This window comes from Enterobacter sp. MGH 37, from assembly GCF_000534515.1.
GTDB classification, from domain to species: domain Bacteria; phylum Pseudomonadota; class Gammaproteobacteria; order Enterobacterales; family Enterobacteriaceae; genus Enterobacter; species Enterobacter kobei.
Genome location: NZ_KI973205.1, coordinates 519,527 through 536,046 on the forward strand (window position 1 = coordinate 519,527; position 16,520 = coordinate 536,046).

Below are 16,520 nucleotides of genomic sequence, written 5' to 3' on the forward strand. Positions count from 1 at the left end.
CAACACGGGATCTCAATTCGGAATTGTGGCATAATGCCGTGTTTATCACACTTTTCGCAGGAATCTCCCCGTGTTAGTTACCAGCAACGTCACTATGCAGTTTGGCAGTAAGCCGCTGTTCGAAAACATTTCCGTCAAATTTGGCGGCGGCAACCGTTACGGCCTGATTGGTGCCAACGGTAGCGGAAAATCCACCTTTATGAAGATCCTCGGCGGCGACCTGGAGCCGACGCTTGGCAACGTGTCGCTCGATCCGAACGAGCGCATCGGTAAGCTGCGTCAGGATCAGTTCGCCTTCGAAGAGTTCACCGTGCTGGACACCGTGATCATGGGGCACGCGGAGCTGTGGGAAGTGAAGCAGGAGCGCGATCGCATTTACGCCCTGGCTGAAATGAGCGAAGAGGACGGCTACAAAGTGGCCGAACTGGAAACGCATTACGGCGAGATGGATGGCTATTCAGCTGAAGCGCGTGCGGGCGAGCTGCTGCTGGGCGTGGGCATTCCTGTTGAACAGCATTACGGCCCGATGAGTGAAGTCGCGCCAGGCTGGAAGCTGCGTGTCCTGCTGGCGCAGGCGCTGTTCTCTAACCCGGACATCCTGCTTCTCGACGAACCAACGAACAACCTGGACATCGACACCATCCGCTGGCTGGAGCAGACGCTGAACGACCGCGACAGCACCATGATCATCATTTCGCACGACCGTCACTTCCTGAACATGGTCTGTACGCACATGGCGGATCTGGACTACGGCGAGCTGCGCGTGTATCCGGGCAACTACGACGAATACATGACGGCTGCGACCCAGGCGCGTGAACGCCTGCTGGCCGACAACGCTAAGAAGAAAGCGCAGATTGCGGACCTGCAATCCTTCGTCAGCCGCTTCAGCGCGAACGCCTCTAAGTCTCGTCAGGCGACGTCCCGCGCCCGTCAGATCGACAAAATCAAGCTGGAAGAAGTCAAAGCCTCCAGCCGTCAGAACCCGTTCATCCGCTTCGAGCAGGACAAGAAACTGTTCCGTAACGCGCTGGAAGTGGAAGCCCTTACCAAAGGCTTCGATGAAGGTCCGCTGTTTAAAAACTTCAACCTGCTGCTGGAAGTGGGCGAGAAGATTGCCATTCTGGGGGCCAACGGCGTGGGTAAATCCACCATGCTGAAAACCCTGGTTGGTGAACTGCAGCCGGACAACGGCACCGTGAAGTGGTCAGAAAACGCGCAGATTGGTTACTACGCGCAGGACCATGAATACGAGTTCGAAAACGACCTGACCGTGTTTGACTGGATGAGCCAGTGGAAGCAGGAAGGCGACGACGAGCAGGCGGTGCGTAGCATTCTGGGTCGTCTGCTGTTCAGTCAGGACGACATCAAAAAGCCGGCGAAAGTGCTGTCCGGTGGTGAAAAGGGCCGCATGCTGTTCGGCAAGCTGATGATGGAAAAACCCAATATCCTGGTAATGGACGAACCGACTAACCACCTGGATATGGAATCTATCGAATCGCTGAACATGGCGCTGGAGATGTATCAGGGCACGCTGATCTTCGTTTCTCACGACCGTGAATTCGTCAGCTCGCTGGCGACCCGCGTGATCGAAATTACGCCAGAGCGCGTGGTGGACTTCACCGGTAACTACGAAGATTACCTGCGCAGCAAAGGTATCGAGAGTTAAAAAAAGCCGGGTGGCGGCTTCGCCTTACCCGGCCTACGTTCCATTCCCTCTCCCTGTGGGAGAGGGTCAGGGTGAGGGCATCAGGCCGCACTACACCACCCAATCACACCTTTCTTCACCATTCACCAGCAGCTTACGTTTTTCCCCCGCCGGTAACGACACCTTCAGCGCGTTCCATGCCGGACGATAATCACCGCGTGCACTGATGTTCAGGTTGACGGTTGCCCCGTCACACACCATTTCCCACGCCACCCACAGCGCATTGCCGTTCTGGTAGCCCCAGGACTCGCCGTCATCTTCAAACAGCAGGCCGGACGTGGTGCCGACGCCTTTCACCGGGAACAGCTTCAGCTCGCGGGTATCGTCCTTTTCGGCGCTCACGTGACGGATGCGCTCGCTGAGCGGCAGACCGGCACCGGCGCGCACCAGCAGCGGCAGTTTCTCCAGCGGCGCGTCGAGGACGATAGCTTGCCCACCGGCGAACCATTCGTGAGTGTAGAAATCGTACCAGCCGGTTTCGTTATCCGGCAGCCAGACGTGGCGTTTACGCTCCCCGGCCTCGACGACGCTGGCGACAAGGAGGTCGCGACCCAGCAGGAAGTCATCGCACTCTTCGAAGGTCCGCGCGTCGTGCTCGTGGTCGAGGAAGGTCGGGCGCAGCATCGGTTCGTCGTCGGCGTGCGCCTGCCAGAGCAGGGTGTAGAGATAGGGCAGCAGACGGTAGCGCAGCTCAATCGCACCGCGAATAGCGGGGGTGACGCCCGGGTACATCCACGGCTCGTTGACCGTGTGGTCATCGTTCCACGAGTGAATGGTAAAGCGCGGATGCATCACGCCGTTTTGCACCCAGCGCACGAACAGCTCGGCGTCTGGCTTGTCGCCGGAGAAACCGCCGACGTCGTGGCCGACGTTGAACAGCCCGGAGAGGCTCATGCCCAGCCCCATGCGGATGTTATAGCGCAGGGTATCCCAGTGAGTGCGGTTATCGCCGCTCCAGGTCTGGACGTAGCGCTGCATCCCGGCGCAGCCGGAGCGGGAAATGAGATACGGACGTTTTTCCGGCGCGAAACGCTGCTGCGCTTCCAGCGAGGCGCGCATCATCAGCAGCGGCATCACCGGGCGAATGTGTTTGATGGCAATCTCTTTGCCGAAGCCAAAACAGCGTGCTTCCCCGTCCCATACTTCATATTCGTTGTTATCGTTCCAGGTCGAGTCTATCCCCATCTCCAGCAGCTGCGTGGTCACGCCGTTCTGCCACCACTGCACCGTTTGCGGGTTGGTGAAATCGAGATGTGATCCTTCGTCATCCCAGAAGCTGGAACGTTCAGGTGCATCAGTTTCTGAGTCGCGAATGAACAGGCCACGTTCCGCCACTTCGTTATAGCGGGGATGATCCTGCAGCAGACACGGCTTGATGTTGGCGGCCAGCTTTAACCCGGCATCGTGGAACGCCCGGCTCATCACCTTCGGCTGCGGCACTTTGTCATGGTTCCAGTTAAAGACGTAGCGCTTGCCGTTAATGGAGGTATAGCCGGAGGAGAGCTGGAACGAGTCGCATGGAATCGCGTGTTCTTCACACAGGCGGATAAAGTTCATCAGCTGGTTTTGCGCGTCCGGCGCGTCGGTATAGTGCATGGTCGAGCCGCTGTAGCCCAGGCTCCATTTCGGTCCGAACAGCGTTTTCCCGGTCAGGCGCACGAAGGCTTTGGTGACGTCCAGTACGCGCTTGCCGGTAAAGATGTAGTAATCGATATCGCCCGCTTCCGCCTGCCAGCGCCGATAGGCGGTGTGGTAGTTGTCGATCTCGTTGCCCAGATCCAGCCAGCAGCTGCTCAGGTTATCGTAGAACAGGCCGTAGCTCACGTCGTCGCGACGGGTGAGGGTGAACGGAATGTGCTTGTACAGCGGGTCGGTGCTGGCGGCGTTGTAGCCCATCGCATCCAGGTTGCGCATCTCGTAGCGTTTACCGTTGCGCTGTAGATCGCCCGCTTTCTCGCCCAGCCCGTAGAAACGTTCGTCCTTGCGACGGCTCAGATAGTGCGCCACGCCGTCACCGTGGGCGTTCAGCAGGTACGCACTGGTCGGACGGTCATTGACCAGCGGCTGCCATTCGCCCGCGTCATTGCGGTAGTGCCACTCCAGCCACAGGGGCTGGTGGATGGTCACCCGAAGCTGCTCCGTCGCCACCGTCACGGTATTTTCCTGCCGCGTCAGCGTCCAGGCCGGGCAGGTAAAGCCACTGACATCGTCACGACGGCGACCTTCCCACGGCACGTCTTGCGCCGGGGCGATGCTCCAGGTGCGGTCCAGCGCCAGTTCACCTTTGCGTTTGATCAGCACGCGGAACAGGTTCTCTTCCAGCACATACAGGCACAGGCGGTGCTGGTTATCCACCAGCAGTTCCAGATGGTTTGCCGACTGCGTATCAACGGTCCAGTTTTTCAGGGTTTTCATATGCAATACATCCACTATCAGGCGCGCTTGGCGCGACGTTCAGCAATAAATGCTACCAGGAAGACAGCGCCAATCAGGTCAAAGAAGCCCATGGCAATAAAGAGCGGGTTAAAGCCGATTTTGTCGGCGGTCACACCGATTAACAGCGAGAACAGGAAGCTGGCGATCCACGCCGCCGAGCCGCGCATGCCGTTGACGGTCGCCATCTGGCCCTTATCAAACGACTCCACGACCAGGGCGCTGAGCATGCAGGAGATAATCTGGTGCCCAAAGCCGCCGATGGAGATCAGCACGATGGTGATATACGGGTCGCGGGTAATGGCGACAATGCCCAGAGAAATCATCAGAAACGCGCCGGTGACGGAGCTGGCGACGACCGAGTTAACGCGGGAGCAGCCGAACAGGCGGGTGTACAATCGCGTCAGGTAGCCACTTGCCACGCTGCCGAGGTCAGCGGCGAGGAACGGCAGCCAGGCGAACATCGCAATCTGCTTCAGGTCCATGCCGTGTTCTTTGGCGAGATACAGCGGCACCCAGAAGCTCAACACCGCCCAGGCCGGTTCCGCCATAAAGGCCGGGATGGCGATACCGTAGAAACGTTTGTTTTTCGAGACGGTTTTCAGCGCGGTCAGGAACGGCAGTTTGACCGCAGGCGGTTCGTTATCCTGCTTGATAAATGCCAGCTCATCCTTGCTCAGGTTCGGGTGCTGCTCCGGGTTGTGGTAGAACGCCCACCAGAGGATCACCCACAGCAGCGCCAGCACGCCGGTAAACATAAACGCACCCTGCCAGCCAAACGACGCGTGAGCAAAGTAGATAATTGGCGGGGCCAGCATCGCACCGATGGAGAAGCCCACGCCCGCCCAACCGGCGGCAACAGGACGTTCCGATTTCGGGAACCATTCACCGATGGTTTTGGCGTTCGCCGGGGTTGCGGCGGCCTCAGAGGCCCCCATAAAGAAGCGCAGGATAGCCAGGTGCAGCCAGCTTCCGGCCCCCGCGTGGAAGATACACATCAGCGCCCAGATCCCGGCGCAGACCATAAAGCCAATCTTCAGGCCGATGACGTCAATCAGCCAGCCGCACAGGGGCTGGAAAATGGTGTAGGCGATCTGGAATGCGCCGGGGATCCAGGAGTATTGCTCGGTGGTGATCCCGAGGCTCTCTTTCAGTTCCGGCGCGAGGATCCCCAATGAGTTTCGGGTGATGTAGTTAACGGTGACGCCCAGTAAAAACAGCACCAGCACGTACCAGCGCAGGTTCTTGATGACGCGACGGGTTTTGCTTGTCGCAACGGTGTTATTGATGTCCTGACTCATTTTACTCTCCACAAGACGGACGCTAAGGGGACGGAGGTTCAGGTGTCACACAGATTGTTATGCCTTTGATTTCTATCCGTTTAGAATGCTTAAGTTGCTATACAACTAGTATGGAAGTTGTGTGACAAGTTCACCTTAAGGGAGAAAATGAGTGGGCAATAGTGGATTTTGTGCAAAGTTTCTCATAACGGGCGCAAACCCTCTGGCATGATGGTCGTTATGCCCGCTATTACCTGACAGATACGCTATGAAAATTTTTTCATTTCGCAAATGGAGCCAGATCACAAAATGGACAAAAGGCTAAAAATCACCGAAATCGCCGCCCGTACGCAACTCTCTATCAGTACCGTTTCCCGCGTGCTGGCGGGCAAAGCGAACACCAGCGAAAAAGCGCGTGCAAAGGTGCTGGCGTGCGCACGGGAGCTGGGGGTGATGGATGGCATGGCGGCGGGGCGTCTGCTGCTTAACAGCCTGGTGGTTTTTGCTCCCCAGCGAGCCTTTGACGAGCGGTCCGACATCTTTTACTACCGCGTGATCCAGAGCGTCAGCAAAGGGCTGGCTTCGCACGAGGTTCGGCTACGCTACTGTGCGCTGGAGGAGAACGACAGCGACGCACAGCTTTTTCTGGCACGCATGAACGAGCCGGATACCCAGGCAGCCATTCTGCTCGGTATTGACGATCCGCATATCCACGATCTGGCGGTGGACGTGGGGAAACCCTGCATGCTGATTAACTGCCGTGACCGCCACATGCGTCTGCCTGCCGTAGCGCCGGACCATCGCGCCATTGGCGAGCGGGCGGCGGAATACCTGTTCGAAATGGGACACCGCGACGTGATGAACGTGCTGTGCCTGCGCCGTTACACCATGGAGCTGCGCCTGGCAGGGATCCGCGACGCGTGGCACGCCCATAACCTGACGTTCAGCGACAAGCGCGATCTGCTGGTGGTGCCGAGCTTTAGCGCGCGCGAAACGGAACAGCTGGTTAGCGAGTGGCTTAACCAGCAGAAGGGAAAAGATCTGCCCACCGCGTTTTTGGTCGGCGGCGACTTTATGGCGGCGGGCACCATCAGCGCTTTGCAGAAACAGGGATTGCGGGTACCGCAGGACGTTTCCGTCATGAGCATCGACGGCTTTAATCTGGCGGCGATTCAGGATGTGCCCCTGACGGCAGTGCATGTCCCGCGTGATGAACTGGGAACGGAAGCGGTGCATATGCTCCAGCAGCGGCTGATGCGCCCTGACGCGCCGGTGGGAACCTTGCTGCTGAACGGCACGCTGACCGTGCGGGAATCGGTACGGCGGATACGTCAGGGGAAACGACGCACCGCCGTTGAGCGGGAAGGGCTGTACGACAGTTAAACCATACCCAGCGCGCGCTTGCCGTGGATGTTGAGATCGTTCACGGTAAAGCGGTCCTGCCAGCTTTTTTCATAATCTTCACGCGGGAAATCTCCCGGTGACGCACCGGTTTCCAGCGCTTCCTTCACCTTTTTCGCGTAGGCGAGGTTCTTCTCGCACATCGGCGCGGCAGGGATGTACATCACGTTGCCCCAGCCCTGCTGATTTTCCACCGGAGCGACGGAGTGGATCACATCGCAGTGCCACCACACGGAATCCCCTGCGTCCAGCGCCGGTATGCTGGTTAATGCTTCGATGAGCAGCGGGTGCCATTTTTCCGAAATCGGCAGCACGCGGCCCGGCGCGACGCCGCAGAGTTCGTCTTCCGGCACGTCTTCCAGCAGCGGACGCAGCAGAATGTAAGCCATCGCTTCCGGGATGGGCACCACGTGCAGCAGTCCCTGGCCGGGGATCATGTCCGACAGCGCCGTCCAGCCCTGGAAAGTACGGAACACCGAACACTTGGTGGTGTTATCCACGGTGTACTCTTCCACTTCGGTGCGGTGCGCGGCGTTCCACGGATCGTACTTATCAATATTGCCGTCAAACACGCGGGCAAACACCTGCTGATAGGCAGGCAGCAGCCAGCGCTCCAGCGCGCCGGAATCGGTGTGCGCGCCCAGCCCTTTAGAGGTGGTGCCCGGTGGGCGGCGGCGAATACGATCCGGATAAATCACGCTGACATCCGGATCGAACCACTGCTTGCCGTTGCTCTCGAATGTCCATAAACGGTTCAGGAACGACTGCACCTGCGCCATCTCTTCGCTCTGACGCGCCTGCATTTGCGCCTGCGACCAGTAGATCGGGTAAATCTCCGGACGAGAGGCGGTTAAGGTGCCGAAGAAGTTATCGCCCGGCCCTTTATACACCTCGTCAAACTTATTGAGATCGAGATAGTCGAGCATCGACTGATCCCACGCCAGCGCCTGTTCGCGCGGAAAATGACCTTTGATCACCGCGCAGCCCCGACGCTTAACCGCCTCGCGCTGTTCAGCGGTGATTGTGCCGTTTTTCACATCCGCGAACGGGATCGTCGGCCAGACGGGTTGGCCTTTATTCTTGAGGGCGTTGATCTCTGCCACGCGGGTGGCAATGTTGTCGCTGAGCTTGTCGAACACCGCCTGAACATCACCGATCTGGGCGCGTAGCTCGCGCTTCATCTGACGAATTGCCGCTTTGTGGTCCGCTGGCAAAGTTTCACTGGTAAAGGTCATAACTACCTCGCATCTTTCATTCGAAAGTAAAAATATCTACAAGTGATACTTTAAGTTAAAAATAAGTTAATGCAAGTTTAAAAACTTGACGCAAGCCACAGGACGGAAAAAGAGTGAGAGGCCGGAGCGGGGCTCCGGCGGGAGAGAGATTAGGCGTCGAACGGGGAATGGTTATCGAGCACGGCCTGAATGACGTTCAGCGCGCCCTGATGGTTGTTGTCGTCGGTGCTGTAGCGGGCGATCTGTTTGATGCTTTCTGCCGCGTTGTTCATCGCAAATGAGTATTTCACCAGCTTCAGCATCTCCGCGTCATTGCCGCTGTCGCCAATGGCCACGCACTGCTGCGGGGAGAGCTCCCAGCGCTTCAGCAGGCGGCTGATGCCGTTGGCTTTATGCAGGCCAGGAATGATCAAGTCCACAAACCCAAAACCGCTGGTGACCGGTTTCATAATGCCGTCGAGAGAAACATGCAGCGCGTCGATCAGGTTCGGGATATCGCTGTCGGGCAGGTTCAGTGAGAACTTGAACAGCACATCGTCAATCTCGTGATAATCGCTGACGCGCGTTAAGCGATGGTAGTGCTTAGACATCAGCGCCACAAATTCGTCCGGGGCTTTATCGCTGACGTAAGCGCTCTCCAGTCCGCAGGCCACGAAGTTCAGCGCGTTATCTTTCAGCAGTTCGCCAATGACGATCTGCGACTCATGGCGAGTCAGTTCGCCGTGGAAAACGTGTTCCCCGTGATCGAACACCAGCGCGCCGTTTTCCGCCACGAAGGAGATTCGATCTTTTAGCTCAGGGAAGAAGGAGATGAGCTGATAATACTGATTGCCGCTGGCGACAACGAATTCAATGCCGCGGGTGTTAAGCTGCTCAAACTGTGCCTGGAAGCGGTCACGATCGTACTGCTTGGCATCATCAAGGAAAGTTCCGTCCATATCGGTGACGATAACTTTTACGGTCATACTGTGCTCCTGGGTCACTGCGTTTTGAAACATTCTAATAACAAGGTGACGGGGAGCACAAATTTAATTTCGAATGAAAGTCAGAAAGCCGGGTGGCGGCTTCGCCTTACCCGGCCTACGGGGGAGACAATGTAGGCCCGGTAAGCGCAGCGCCACCGGGCGTTTTTTTACAGCGTATGCTCGGTACGCGCAATAATATCGTCCTGTGCATCCGGCGACAGGGCGGTGAAGAACGCCGAGTAGCCCGCCACGCGTACCACTAAATCGCGGTACTGGTCAGGGTGTTTCTTCGCTTCCAGCAGCGTTTCGCGCGAGACGATGTTGTACTGAATATGCCAGCCTTTATGCACCTCGAAGAAAGTGCGCAGCAGCACCATCAGCTTCTGGCGATCGCTGTCGTTTTCCAGCGTCGACGGGTTCAGCTTCTGGTTCAGCAGCACGCCGCCCAGAATCGCCTCGGTAGGGAGTTTACCCACGGAGCCGATGACCGCCGTCGGGCCGAGGTGGTCGGTACCGGACGCCGGGCTTGCCCCTTCCGCCAGCGGGGTATGCGCCTTACGTCCGTCCGGAGTCGCCATCGTTGCCGCACCAAACGGCACGTTTGCGGAGATGGAGGAGGTGCCCGCGTAGTAGTTACCGCCAATCGGACCACGACCATAGCGCGGGTTGTGGTACTGCTTCAGCTCTTCAATGTAGGTCTGGTAAGCACGCGTCAGCAGCATATCCACGCTGTCGTCGTCGTTACCGTACTTTGGCGCGCCGTTGATCAGACGCTGACGCAGCTGCTCGTGGGTCAGCCCGTCGAAATCATCCGCCAGCGCCGCCGCCAGCTGCTGTTGACCGATGACGCCCTGTTCAAACACCAGCTTCTTCACCGCCGCCAGACTGTTGCCGAGGTTGGCGATACCCACCTGCAGGCCGGAAACCCAGTCATACTTCGCGCCGCCCTGCTTGATGCTTTTCGCGCGTTCGATGCAGTCGTCCACCAGCGCCGAGCAGAGAATATCGTGCACGTTCTCTTCCAGCATGGTGTCCACCACGTACTCAATTTCGATGGATTTGCGGGTGTAGTAGCGAATCTGCGTATCCCACGCCGCCATCACCTCCTCGAAGTTATCGAAGTTACCGGCAGAGAGCGCTTTATCCTGCGGCAGGAATACCTTACCGCTGGTGGCGTCGCGGCCGCCTTCCAGCGCGGCGAGCATCACGCGGGCAAAGTTGATAAAGCTCATGCCGGTGCAGCGATAGCCCCACTTGCCGCCCACGGCGGTTTCGATACAGCCGATGGCCGCGTAGTCATAGGCGTCATCACGTTCAACGCCGAGCTTGATAAATTCCGGGATAACGATTTCATCGTTGTTGAACGCCGGCATCCCGAAGCCGCAGCGGATCACCTGTACGCAGGCGTCAAGGAAGTCGTTGCTCATGCCTGCGTGGTAACGCACGCTCAGGTTCGGCTGAGTGGAGCGCAGGCGACCGCAGGATTCCAGAATCGCGTAGGAGAGCGGGTTGACCGCGTCCATTGGCTCACCGTTGACCAGCTTCTGGCCGCCGATGGTGACGTTCTGGTACAGCGGGCTACCGGCAGAGGCCTTAGAGTGCGAGCCGGAACGGATCTTGTTCACTTCCAGCAGCTTCAGCCAGCAGCTGTGCAGCAGCTCAATGGCGTGTTCGCGGTCGAGACTCTGGTTCAGCTCCACGTCGCGGCGGTAGAACGGATAGAGATACTGGTCCATACGGGCAAACGACACGGAGTGACCGTTAGACTCAATCTGCAGGATCAGCTGAATGAAATAGCACAGCTGCAACGCCTGCCAGAAGGTTTTTGGCGGCTCGTGGGCAATCACGTCGCAGTTTTCCGCCATCGCCAGCAGCTCGTCGCGGCGGCTTTCGCGGGTTTCCGTGGCCGCCATTTCGCGTGCCAGAGCGGCAAAACGTTTGATGTGCAGGCTCACCGCGTCCAGCACGATATCGATCGCTTTCAGGAACTGGTCGCCGTGCAGATCGTCCAGCACCGTCAGGTTGATACGCGAGCGGCGCTCGGCGACTTTAGCGCGCAGGCCGTCGAGACCTTTCTCCAGCACCAGCGGGAAGTTCACCGCCAGGTGCGCGTCGCCGGAGGTCATGTTGCCTTCGGCTTTGATAATACCGGTTTCCAGCAGGCCTTTTTGCTCGTCGGTGAACATGCCGTAGCAGCGATCCTGCACCGTCTGGCCGCGCCACCACGGGCAGATCGCATGCAGGACGCGCTTGTTCTCTTCGCTCACCGCAAAGCCCGCGCCCGGACGGTCCGCCAGATCGTCGATCTCTTTTTCAATCCAGGAGACGGTGTATTCCGGGAAGATGGGTGCGGCGCGAACTTCGCTTGCCTGGTTACCGATAATCAGCTCGTCGTGTTTGATCCAGATGGTACGCTCAGCCAGATGATGCGCCAGCGCCAGGGCGCGACGCACCGGGATCGGCTTGTCCATGTGCTGCTGGTACATTTCGGTGTAATGCTGCGCGCGCTCGGTACAGACCGGCGGCTTAACGATATGGACCAGCGCGGTTTTGTGCGCCTTGATGCGCTCGCTGAGGGTGTTGAGATTTAACGTCGTCATAGGTTTATCCTCGTAAGGTCGCGGTTAACCCTTTCTGGCAGGCGTACTGCTGCGCGAAGTCCAGCAGGGCAGGGTTATCCAGCGGTTTGTCAGGGGCAGAGTAGGGTTGGCCAAGCAGGGTGTATTTGTTCATGCCCAGCGTGTGATACGGCAGAAAATGAATATCATCGACGCCAAGTTCATCGGCGGCGAAGTTGGTAATGGCGGTCACGGACGCTTCATCGGCATTGAACCCCTGAATCAGCGGTACGCGAATGGTGATTTTTTTCCCGGCAGCGGCAAGGCGCTTCAGGTTATCGAGGATCCGTTTGGCCGAGCCGTCCGTCCACTGTTTGAACACCTCAGGATCGACGTGTTTCAAGTCGGCGAGGAACAGATCGACGTACGGTAATGAAGGCTCGATATAGTGCCACGGCACGTGAAGACAGGTTTCAACGGCGGTGTGGATCCCCTGTTCGTGGCTGGCTTTAAACAGCGCGTGCGCCAGCTCCGGGTTCATAAACGGCTCGCCGCCGGAAAGCGTAATACCGCCGCCGCTGCGGTCGTAAAAGGGCTTATCGCGCAGCACGGTCGCCATGATCTCGCCCACCTGCTGTTCTTCACCGCATACGGTCAGCGCCTGCGTCGGGCAGCAGTCGGTGAGGGCGTTGAGCGTCTCTTCACGCAATTTTTCACGGTGGATGACGAGACCATTCAGCGCGCGTTCGATACAGCCCGGCGCCGCCTGCTGACACAGGTCGCAGCCGTCAAGGCACAGGCGCGCATCAAACAGCACGTCCCGGCTACGGGAGCGGCTTTCCGGGTTCTGGCACCAGCGACAGCCCAGCGAGCAGCCTTTCAGGAACACCACGGTACGAATACCGGGGCCATCGTGGGTGGAGTAACGCTGAATATTGAAGATCATGTTTTTACCCTCATGTTGCATATGAAGATTAAATTACTTTCGAATGAAAGTTATCTTGATGCAGGTCAACTCCTGAGCAGGTTTTCCTGTGATAGGTTAAGTGCAGACTAATTTTGAGGGTGACATCATGGAACTTTATCTCGACACATCTGACGTAGCGGCAGTCAAAAAGCTGGCGCGTATCTTCCCGCTGGCGGGCGTGACCACCAACCCAAGCATTGTGGCGGCAGGTAAAACGCCGCTGGATGAGCTTCTGCCCGCGCTGCACGACGCGATGGGCGGTAAAGGCCGTCTGTTCGCGCAGGTGATGGCGACGACCGCTGAAGGTATGGTGGAAGACGCGCGTAAGCTGCGCGCGATGATTAACGACCTGGTGGTGAAAGTGCCGGTAACTGCCGAAGGGCTGGCAGCCATCAAGATGCTGAAAGCGGAAGGCATTCCGACGCTGGGTACGGCGGTTTACGGCGCGGCCCAGGGTATGCTCTGCGCGCTGGCAGGAGCCGAGTATGTCGCGCCATACGTGAACCGCGTGGACGCACAGGGCGGGGACGGTATCCAGACCGTAGTTGAGCTGCAACAGCTGCTGACGCTGCACGCCCCGCAATCAAAAGTGCTGGCCGCGAGCTTTAAAACCCCACGTCAGGCGCTGGACTGCCTGCTGGCAGGATGCGAGTCCATCACGCTGCCGCTGGACGTGGCGCAGCAGTTTATTACCTCTCCTGCGGTAGACGCAGCGATTGTGAAGTTTGAGCAGGACTGGCAGGGGGCGTTTGGTCGGACGTCGATTTGACGGGTGCGGCCTGATGCCCTCACCCCAACCCTCTCTCACAGGGAGAGGGAGCAAACACTAAAACGGCAACCTGAAGGTTGCCGTTTGCTTTAACCTCCACAAACCTCACACCCCGGATTACGCATCAGCTTCATCTCGCGGAACTGGCTGGTCATCGCGTCATACATCACGATTTTTCCTGCGGCAGGCGTACCGTAATGCGCCAGCACTTTAATCGCTTCCATCGCCTGCAGCGACCCAATCACGCCGACGAGCGGCGCCATCACGCCCGCCTCAACGCAGGTTAGCGCATTCTCACCAAACAGACGGCTCAGGCAGCGGTAGCAGGGGGCCCCCTCCGCATAGGTGAAGACGCTGATCTGCCCCTCCATGCGGATCGCCGCACCGGAGACCAGCGGGGTTTTGTGGGCAAAACAGCCTGCATTAAGCTGGTTACGAACGGCGACGTTATCGGTGCAGTCGAGCACCAGATCGTGCTGCGCAATCTGCGCAAATAACGCCTCGTCATCCAGCATCGCGTCAAGCAGGGTGAACTGAACGTTGGGGTTGATGCGCGCCAGGGCAGCCCGGGCGGATTCCACTTTTGGCTCGCCAATGGTCGCGTCGCTGTGCAGCGTCTGGCGCTGCAGGTTAGACACCGATACGGTATCAAAATCCAGCAGCGTCATCCTGCCCACGCCCGCCGCGGCCAGGTATTGCGCGGCGGCGCAGCCGAGCCCGCCGAGGCCAACAACCAGCACGCTGGCCGCCTTGAGTGCTTCCTGTCCCTCGAAATCAAACCCGCGCAGGACAATCTGGCGGTTGTAGCGCATCATCTCCTGGTCGCTCAGTTCCACCGTCATGTCAGCCTCCGAACAGGTGGTTGAAGCGCTCTACCTCAACCCATTCACCCGCTTCCACGTTGCCGCGCTCGCGCTCCAGCACGATAAAGCAGTTGCCCAGGCTGAAGGAGCTGAAAATGTGCGAACCCTGGTGCCCGGTCGTGCTGACTTCCAGCTTACCCTGCGCGTTATGCGCCAGAATGCCGCGCTGGAAATCAAGCCGACCCGGCGATTTTTTCAGGCGCGTCGCGGCGCGCACGCGCAGGCGTTCCGGCAGCGGGCTGGCGGTGTTGCCGGAAAGCTTCGCCAGCAGCGGGATCACCAGCTGGTAAAAGGTGAGTGCCGCTGAGACCGGATTACCCGGCAGACCGCAGAACCAGCTGTGCGGAAGCTTGCCAAACGCGAACGGTTTGCCCGGTTTGATTGCCAGCTTCCAGAAGGCGATTTCGCCCAGCTCTTCAAGAAGGGTTTTGGTGTAATCCGCTTCCCCCACGGAGACGCCGCCGGAGCTGATGACCACATCGGCGGATTTATCCGCCTCAATAAATGCCGCGCGCAGTTTTTCCGGATCGTCAGGAATGATGCCGAGATTAATCACTTCGCAGCCCAGCTGCTCCAGCATCAGGTGGACTGCCAGCCGGTTGGTGTCGTAAATCTGACCGTCCTGCAGCGGCTGGCCCGGAAGCTGCAGCTCGTCACCGGTGGAGAACACCGCGACGCGCACTTTCCGGATAACGTCAATGTCCGCGATGCCGAGCGAGGCCAGCACCGGAAGCTCCGCCACCGTCAGCTTCTGCCCGGCGGCAAAGACCGTTGCGCCAAGGGTAATGTCCTCGCCGGTACGGCGGATGTTCTGGCCCGCTTTGACGCTGGCGGTAAAACGCACGCCGTCGTCCGTCTGTTCGGTTTCTTCCTGCATCACCACGGCATCGCAGCCTGGCGGAACCGGCGCGCCGGTCATGATGCGCACGCAGGTGCCCACAGGCCATTCACCGCTAAACGGCTGACCGGCAAAGGCTTTACCCGCCACCGGCAGGGCGTTGCCCGTCTGGAGGTCCGCCAGGCGTACCGCATAACCGTCCATCGCGGAATTATCGAACCCCGGCACGTTAAGCGGAGAGACGATATCGCGCGCGGCGATTCGGCCAAAACAGCGCACGAGGGGCAGCGTTTCGACGTCTTGCAGCGGCGAAAGTCGGTCAAGCATCTGCGTGAGTGCCGTCTCAAGCGGCATCAGTCCGGCGGTAAAATCCATGGTGGGCTCCTGAGGAGTAACAACGAAAGCGTCCATTATGGCAGAAAAGTGCGGCTAACTGTATGACCCGATGGGTGTACGCTTTACATCACAGTTGCGTCTTTCTATATTCAAAAATCATCTGAAGTTTCATCGACGATAATGATATTTATAGAAAAAGCCGCGAATCAGGCTAACGGGTGATGTGAATGGTTAATGCGGTAATCGCAATTCATGGTGGCGCAGGGGCAATCACCCGTGCACAGCTCAGTCCTGAGCAGGAAAAGCGTTATATTGACGCGCTGTACGCCATTGTTGAAACAGGTCAAAAAATGCTGGAAGCGGGCGAGAGCGCGCTGGATGTGGTCACCGAGGCGGTGCGTCTGCTGGAGGAGTGTCCGCTCTTTAATGCAGGCATCGGTTCAGTCTTTACCCGGGATGAAACCCACGAGCTGGATGCCTGCGTGATGGACGGCGTCACCCTTAAGGCAGGCGCCGTGGCGGGAGTGAGTCGTCTGCGTAATCCGGTGCTGGCAGCGCGTCTGGTAATGGAAGAGAGCCCGCACGTGCTGCTGACGGGCGCCGGGGCGGAGGCGTTTGCCTTCGGTCACGGAATGGAACCGGTCTCGCCCGATCTGTTTTCCACGGACGCGCGTTTTCAACAGCTGCTGGAAGCCCGTTCGGCGGGCATGACGCAGCTTGACCATACTGCGCCGCTGGATGAAACCACCAAAATGGGCACGGTTGGCGCGGTGGCGCTTGATAAAGCCGGTAACCTCGCGGCGGCGACCTCCACGGGCGGCATGACCAACAAGCTGCCCGGACGCGTCGGCGACAGCCCGTTGCCGGGCGCTGGCTGCTATGCCAACAACGCCACGGCCGCCGTCTCCTGTACGGGCACCGGCGAAGTCTTTATTCGCGCACTCGCGGCCTACGACATCACCGCCCTGATGGACTACGGCGGTTTAAGCCTGAGCGAGGCCTGCGAGCGTGTGGTAATGGAAAAATTGCCTGCTCTGGGCGGCGTTGGCGGCCTAATTGCCGTGGACCGTGAGGGCAACGTGGCCCTGCCGTTTAACAGCGAAGGGATGTATCGCGCCTGGGGTTACGCCGGTGATGAACCGAGCACGGGCATCTATCGTGAATAAGGGG

12 protein-coding genes are annotated in these 16,520 nt (G+C 58.8%); 4 read left to right on the top strand and 8 right to left on the bottom strand.

Going from position 1 to position 16,520, the window contains the following annotated elements:
• Positions 1–70 precede the first annotated feature (70 nt).
• Complete coding sequence (locus L383_RS21180) at positions 71–1,666, top strand: ABC-F family ATPase (protein WP_014883120.1); 1,596 nt, start codon at positions 71–73, stop codon at positions 1,664–1,666.
• A 90-nt stretch (positions 1,667–1,756) separates the two neighbouring features.
• Here L383_RS21180 and L383_RS21175 read toward each other — a convergent pair whose 3' ends face one another.
• A complete protein-coding gene (locus L383_RS21175) occupies positions 1,757–4,120 on the bottom strand; it encodes a glycoside hydrolase family 31 protein (RefSeq protein ID WP_023332475.1) in 2,364 nt (787 codons plus the stop codon).
• A 17-nt stretch (positions 4,121–4,137) separates the two neighbouring features.
• Positions 4,138–5,439, bottom strand: coding sequence for an MFS transporter (locus L383_RS21170; protein ID WP_023332476.1), 1,302 nt, complete (start codon positions 5,437–5,439; stop codon positions 4,138–4,140).
• Between the two features lie 288 nt (positions 5,440–5,727).
• Between L383_RS21170 and L383_RS21165 the strand changes: the two genes are divergently transcribed.
• Positions 5,728–6,801, top strand: a complete 1,074-nt coding sequence (locus L383_RS21165) for a LacI family DNA-binding transcriptional regulator (RefSeq protein WP_023332477.1) — start codon at positions 5,728–5,730, stop codon at positions 6,799–6,801.
• On the opposite strand, the gene L383_RS21160 is transcribed toward L383_RS21165, so the two are convergent.
• The 4 genes from L383_RS21160 to L383_RS21145 all read right to left on the bottom strand — a co-directional run bounded on the left by L383_RS21160 (position 6,798) and on the right by L383_RS21145 (position 12,523).
• Complete coding sequence (locus L383_RS21160) at positions 6,798–8,054, bottom strand: DUF1479 domain-containing protein (protein ID WP_023332478.1); 1,257 nt, start codon at positions 8,052–8,054, stop codon at positions 6,798–6,800. The two genes, L383_RS21165 and L383_RS21160, sit on opposite strands and share 4 nt — an antisense overlap.
• 149 nt (positions 8,055–8,203) lie before the next feature.
• The gene (locus L383_RS21155; RefSeq protein ID WP_023332479.1) at positions 8,204–9,019 is read right to left on the bottom strand and encodes a Cof-type HAD-IIB family hydrolase; all 816 of its coding nucleotides are present in this window, start codon (positions 9,017–9,019) and stop codon (positions 8,204–8,206) included.
• Between the two features lie 167 nt (positions 9,020–9,186).
• Positions 9,187–11,619 (bottom strand): formate C-acetyltransferase/glycerol dehydratase family glycyl radical enzyme, encoded by a 2,433-nt coding sequence (locus tag L383_RS21150; RefSeq protein ID WP_023332480.1) that lies wholly within the window; start codon positions 11,617–11,619, stop codon positions 9,187–9,189.
• A gap of 4 nt (positions 11,620–11,623) precedes the next feature.
• Positions 11,624–12,523, bottom strand: coding sequence for a glycyl-radical enzyme activating protein (locus L383_RS21145; RefSeq protein ID WP_014883127.1), 900 nt, complete (start codon positions 12,521–12,523; stop codon positions 11,624–11,626).
• A 127-nt stretch (positions 12,524–12,650) separates the two neighbouring features.
• Here L383_RS21145 and fsa point away from each other — a divergent pair, with 127 nt between their 5' ends.
• The gene (fsa, locus tag L383_RS21140) at positions 12,651–13,313 is read left to right on the top strand and encodes a fructose-6-phosphate aldolase (RefSeq protein WP_014883128.1); all 663 of its coding nucleotides are present in this window, start codon (positions 12,651–12,653) and stop codon (positions 13,311–13,313) included.
• Positions 13,314–13,402: 89 nt separating this feature from the next.
• On the opposite strand, the gene moeB is transcribed toward fsa, so the two are convergent.
• Together moeB and moeA are read right to left on the bottom strand one after the other, a co-directional pair.
• Positions 13,403–14,155 (bottom strand): molybdopterin-synthase adenylyltransferase MoeB, encoded by a 753-nt coding sequence (moeB, locus tag L383_RS21135; RefSeq protein ID WP_023332481.1) that lies wholly within the window; start codon positions 14,153–14,155, stop codon positions 13,403–13,405.
• Position 14,156: 1 nt separating this feature from the next.
• Positions 14,157–15,389, bottom strand: coding sequence for a molybdopterin molybdotransferase MoeA (moeA, locus tag L383_RS21130; protein WP_023332482.1), 1,233 nt, complete (start codon positions 15,387–15,389; stop codon positions 14,157–14,159).
• 188 nt (positions 15,390–15,577) lie between these two features.
• On the opposite strand from moeA, the gene iaaA reads away from it, so the two are divergent.
• Positions 15,578–16,516, top strand: a complete 939-nt coding sequence (iaaA, locus tag L383_RS21125) for a beta-aspartyl-peptidase (protein ID WP_023332483.1) — start codon at positions 15,578–15,580, stop codon at positions 16,514–16,516.
• Positions 16,517–16,520: the final 4 nt, after the last annotated feature.

Coding starts and splice junctions, on each gene's coding strand:
- L383_RS21175 (WP_023332475.1), bottom strand. CDS start 4,120: ATGAAAACCCTGAAAAACTGGACCGTTGATACGCAGTCGGCAAACCAT.
- L383_RS21170 (WP_023332476.1), bottom strand. CDS start 5,439: ATGAGTCAGGACATCAATAACACCGTTGCGACAAGCAAAACCCGTCGC.
- L383_RS21165 (WP_023332477.1), top strand. CDS start 5,728: ATGGACAAAAGGCTAAAAATCACCGAAATCGCCGCCCGTACGCAACTC.
- L383_RS21160 (WP_023332478.1), bottom strand. CDS start 8,054: ATGACCTTTACCAGTGAAACTTTGCCAGCGGACCACAAAGCGGCAATT.
- L383_RS21155 (WP_023332479.1), bottom strand. CDS start 9,019: ATGACCGTAAAAGTTATCGTCACCGATATGGACGGAACTTTCCTTGAT.
- L383_RS21150 (WP_023332480.1), bottom strand. CDS start 11,619: ATGACGACGTTAAATCTCAACACCCTCAGCGAGCGCATCAAGGCGCAC.
- L383_RS21145 (WP_014883127.1), bottom strand. CDS start 12,523: ATGATCTTCAATATTCAGCGTTACTCCACCCACGATGGCCCCGGTATT.
- fsa (WP_014883128.1), top strand. CDS start 12,651: ATGGAACTTTATCTCGACACATCTGACGTAGCGGCAGTCAAAAAGCTG.
- moeB (WP_023332481.1), bottom strand. CDS start 14,155: ATGACGGTGGAACTGAGCGACCAGGAGATGATGCGCTACAACCGCCAG.
- moeA (WP_023332482.1), bottom strand. CDS start 15,389: ATGGATTTTACCGCCGGACTGATGCCGCTTGAGACGGCACTCACGCAG.
- iaaA (WP_023332483.1), top strand. CDS start 15,578: ATGGTTAATGCGGTAATCGCAATTCATGGTGGCGCAGGGGCAATCACC.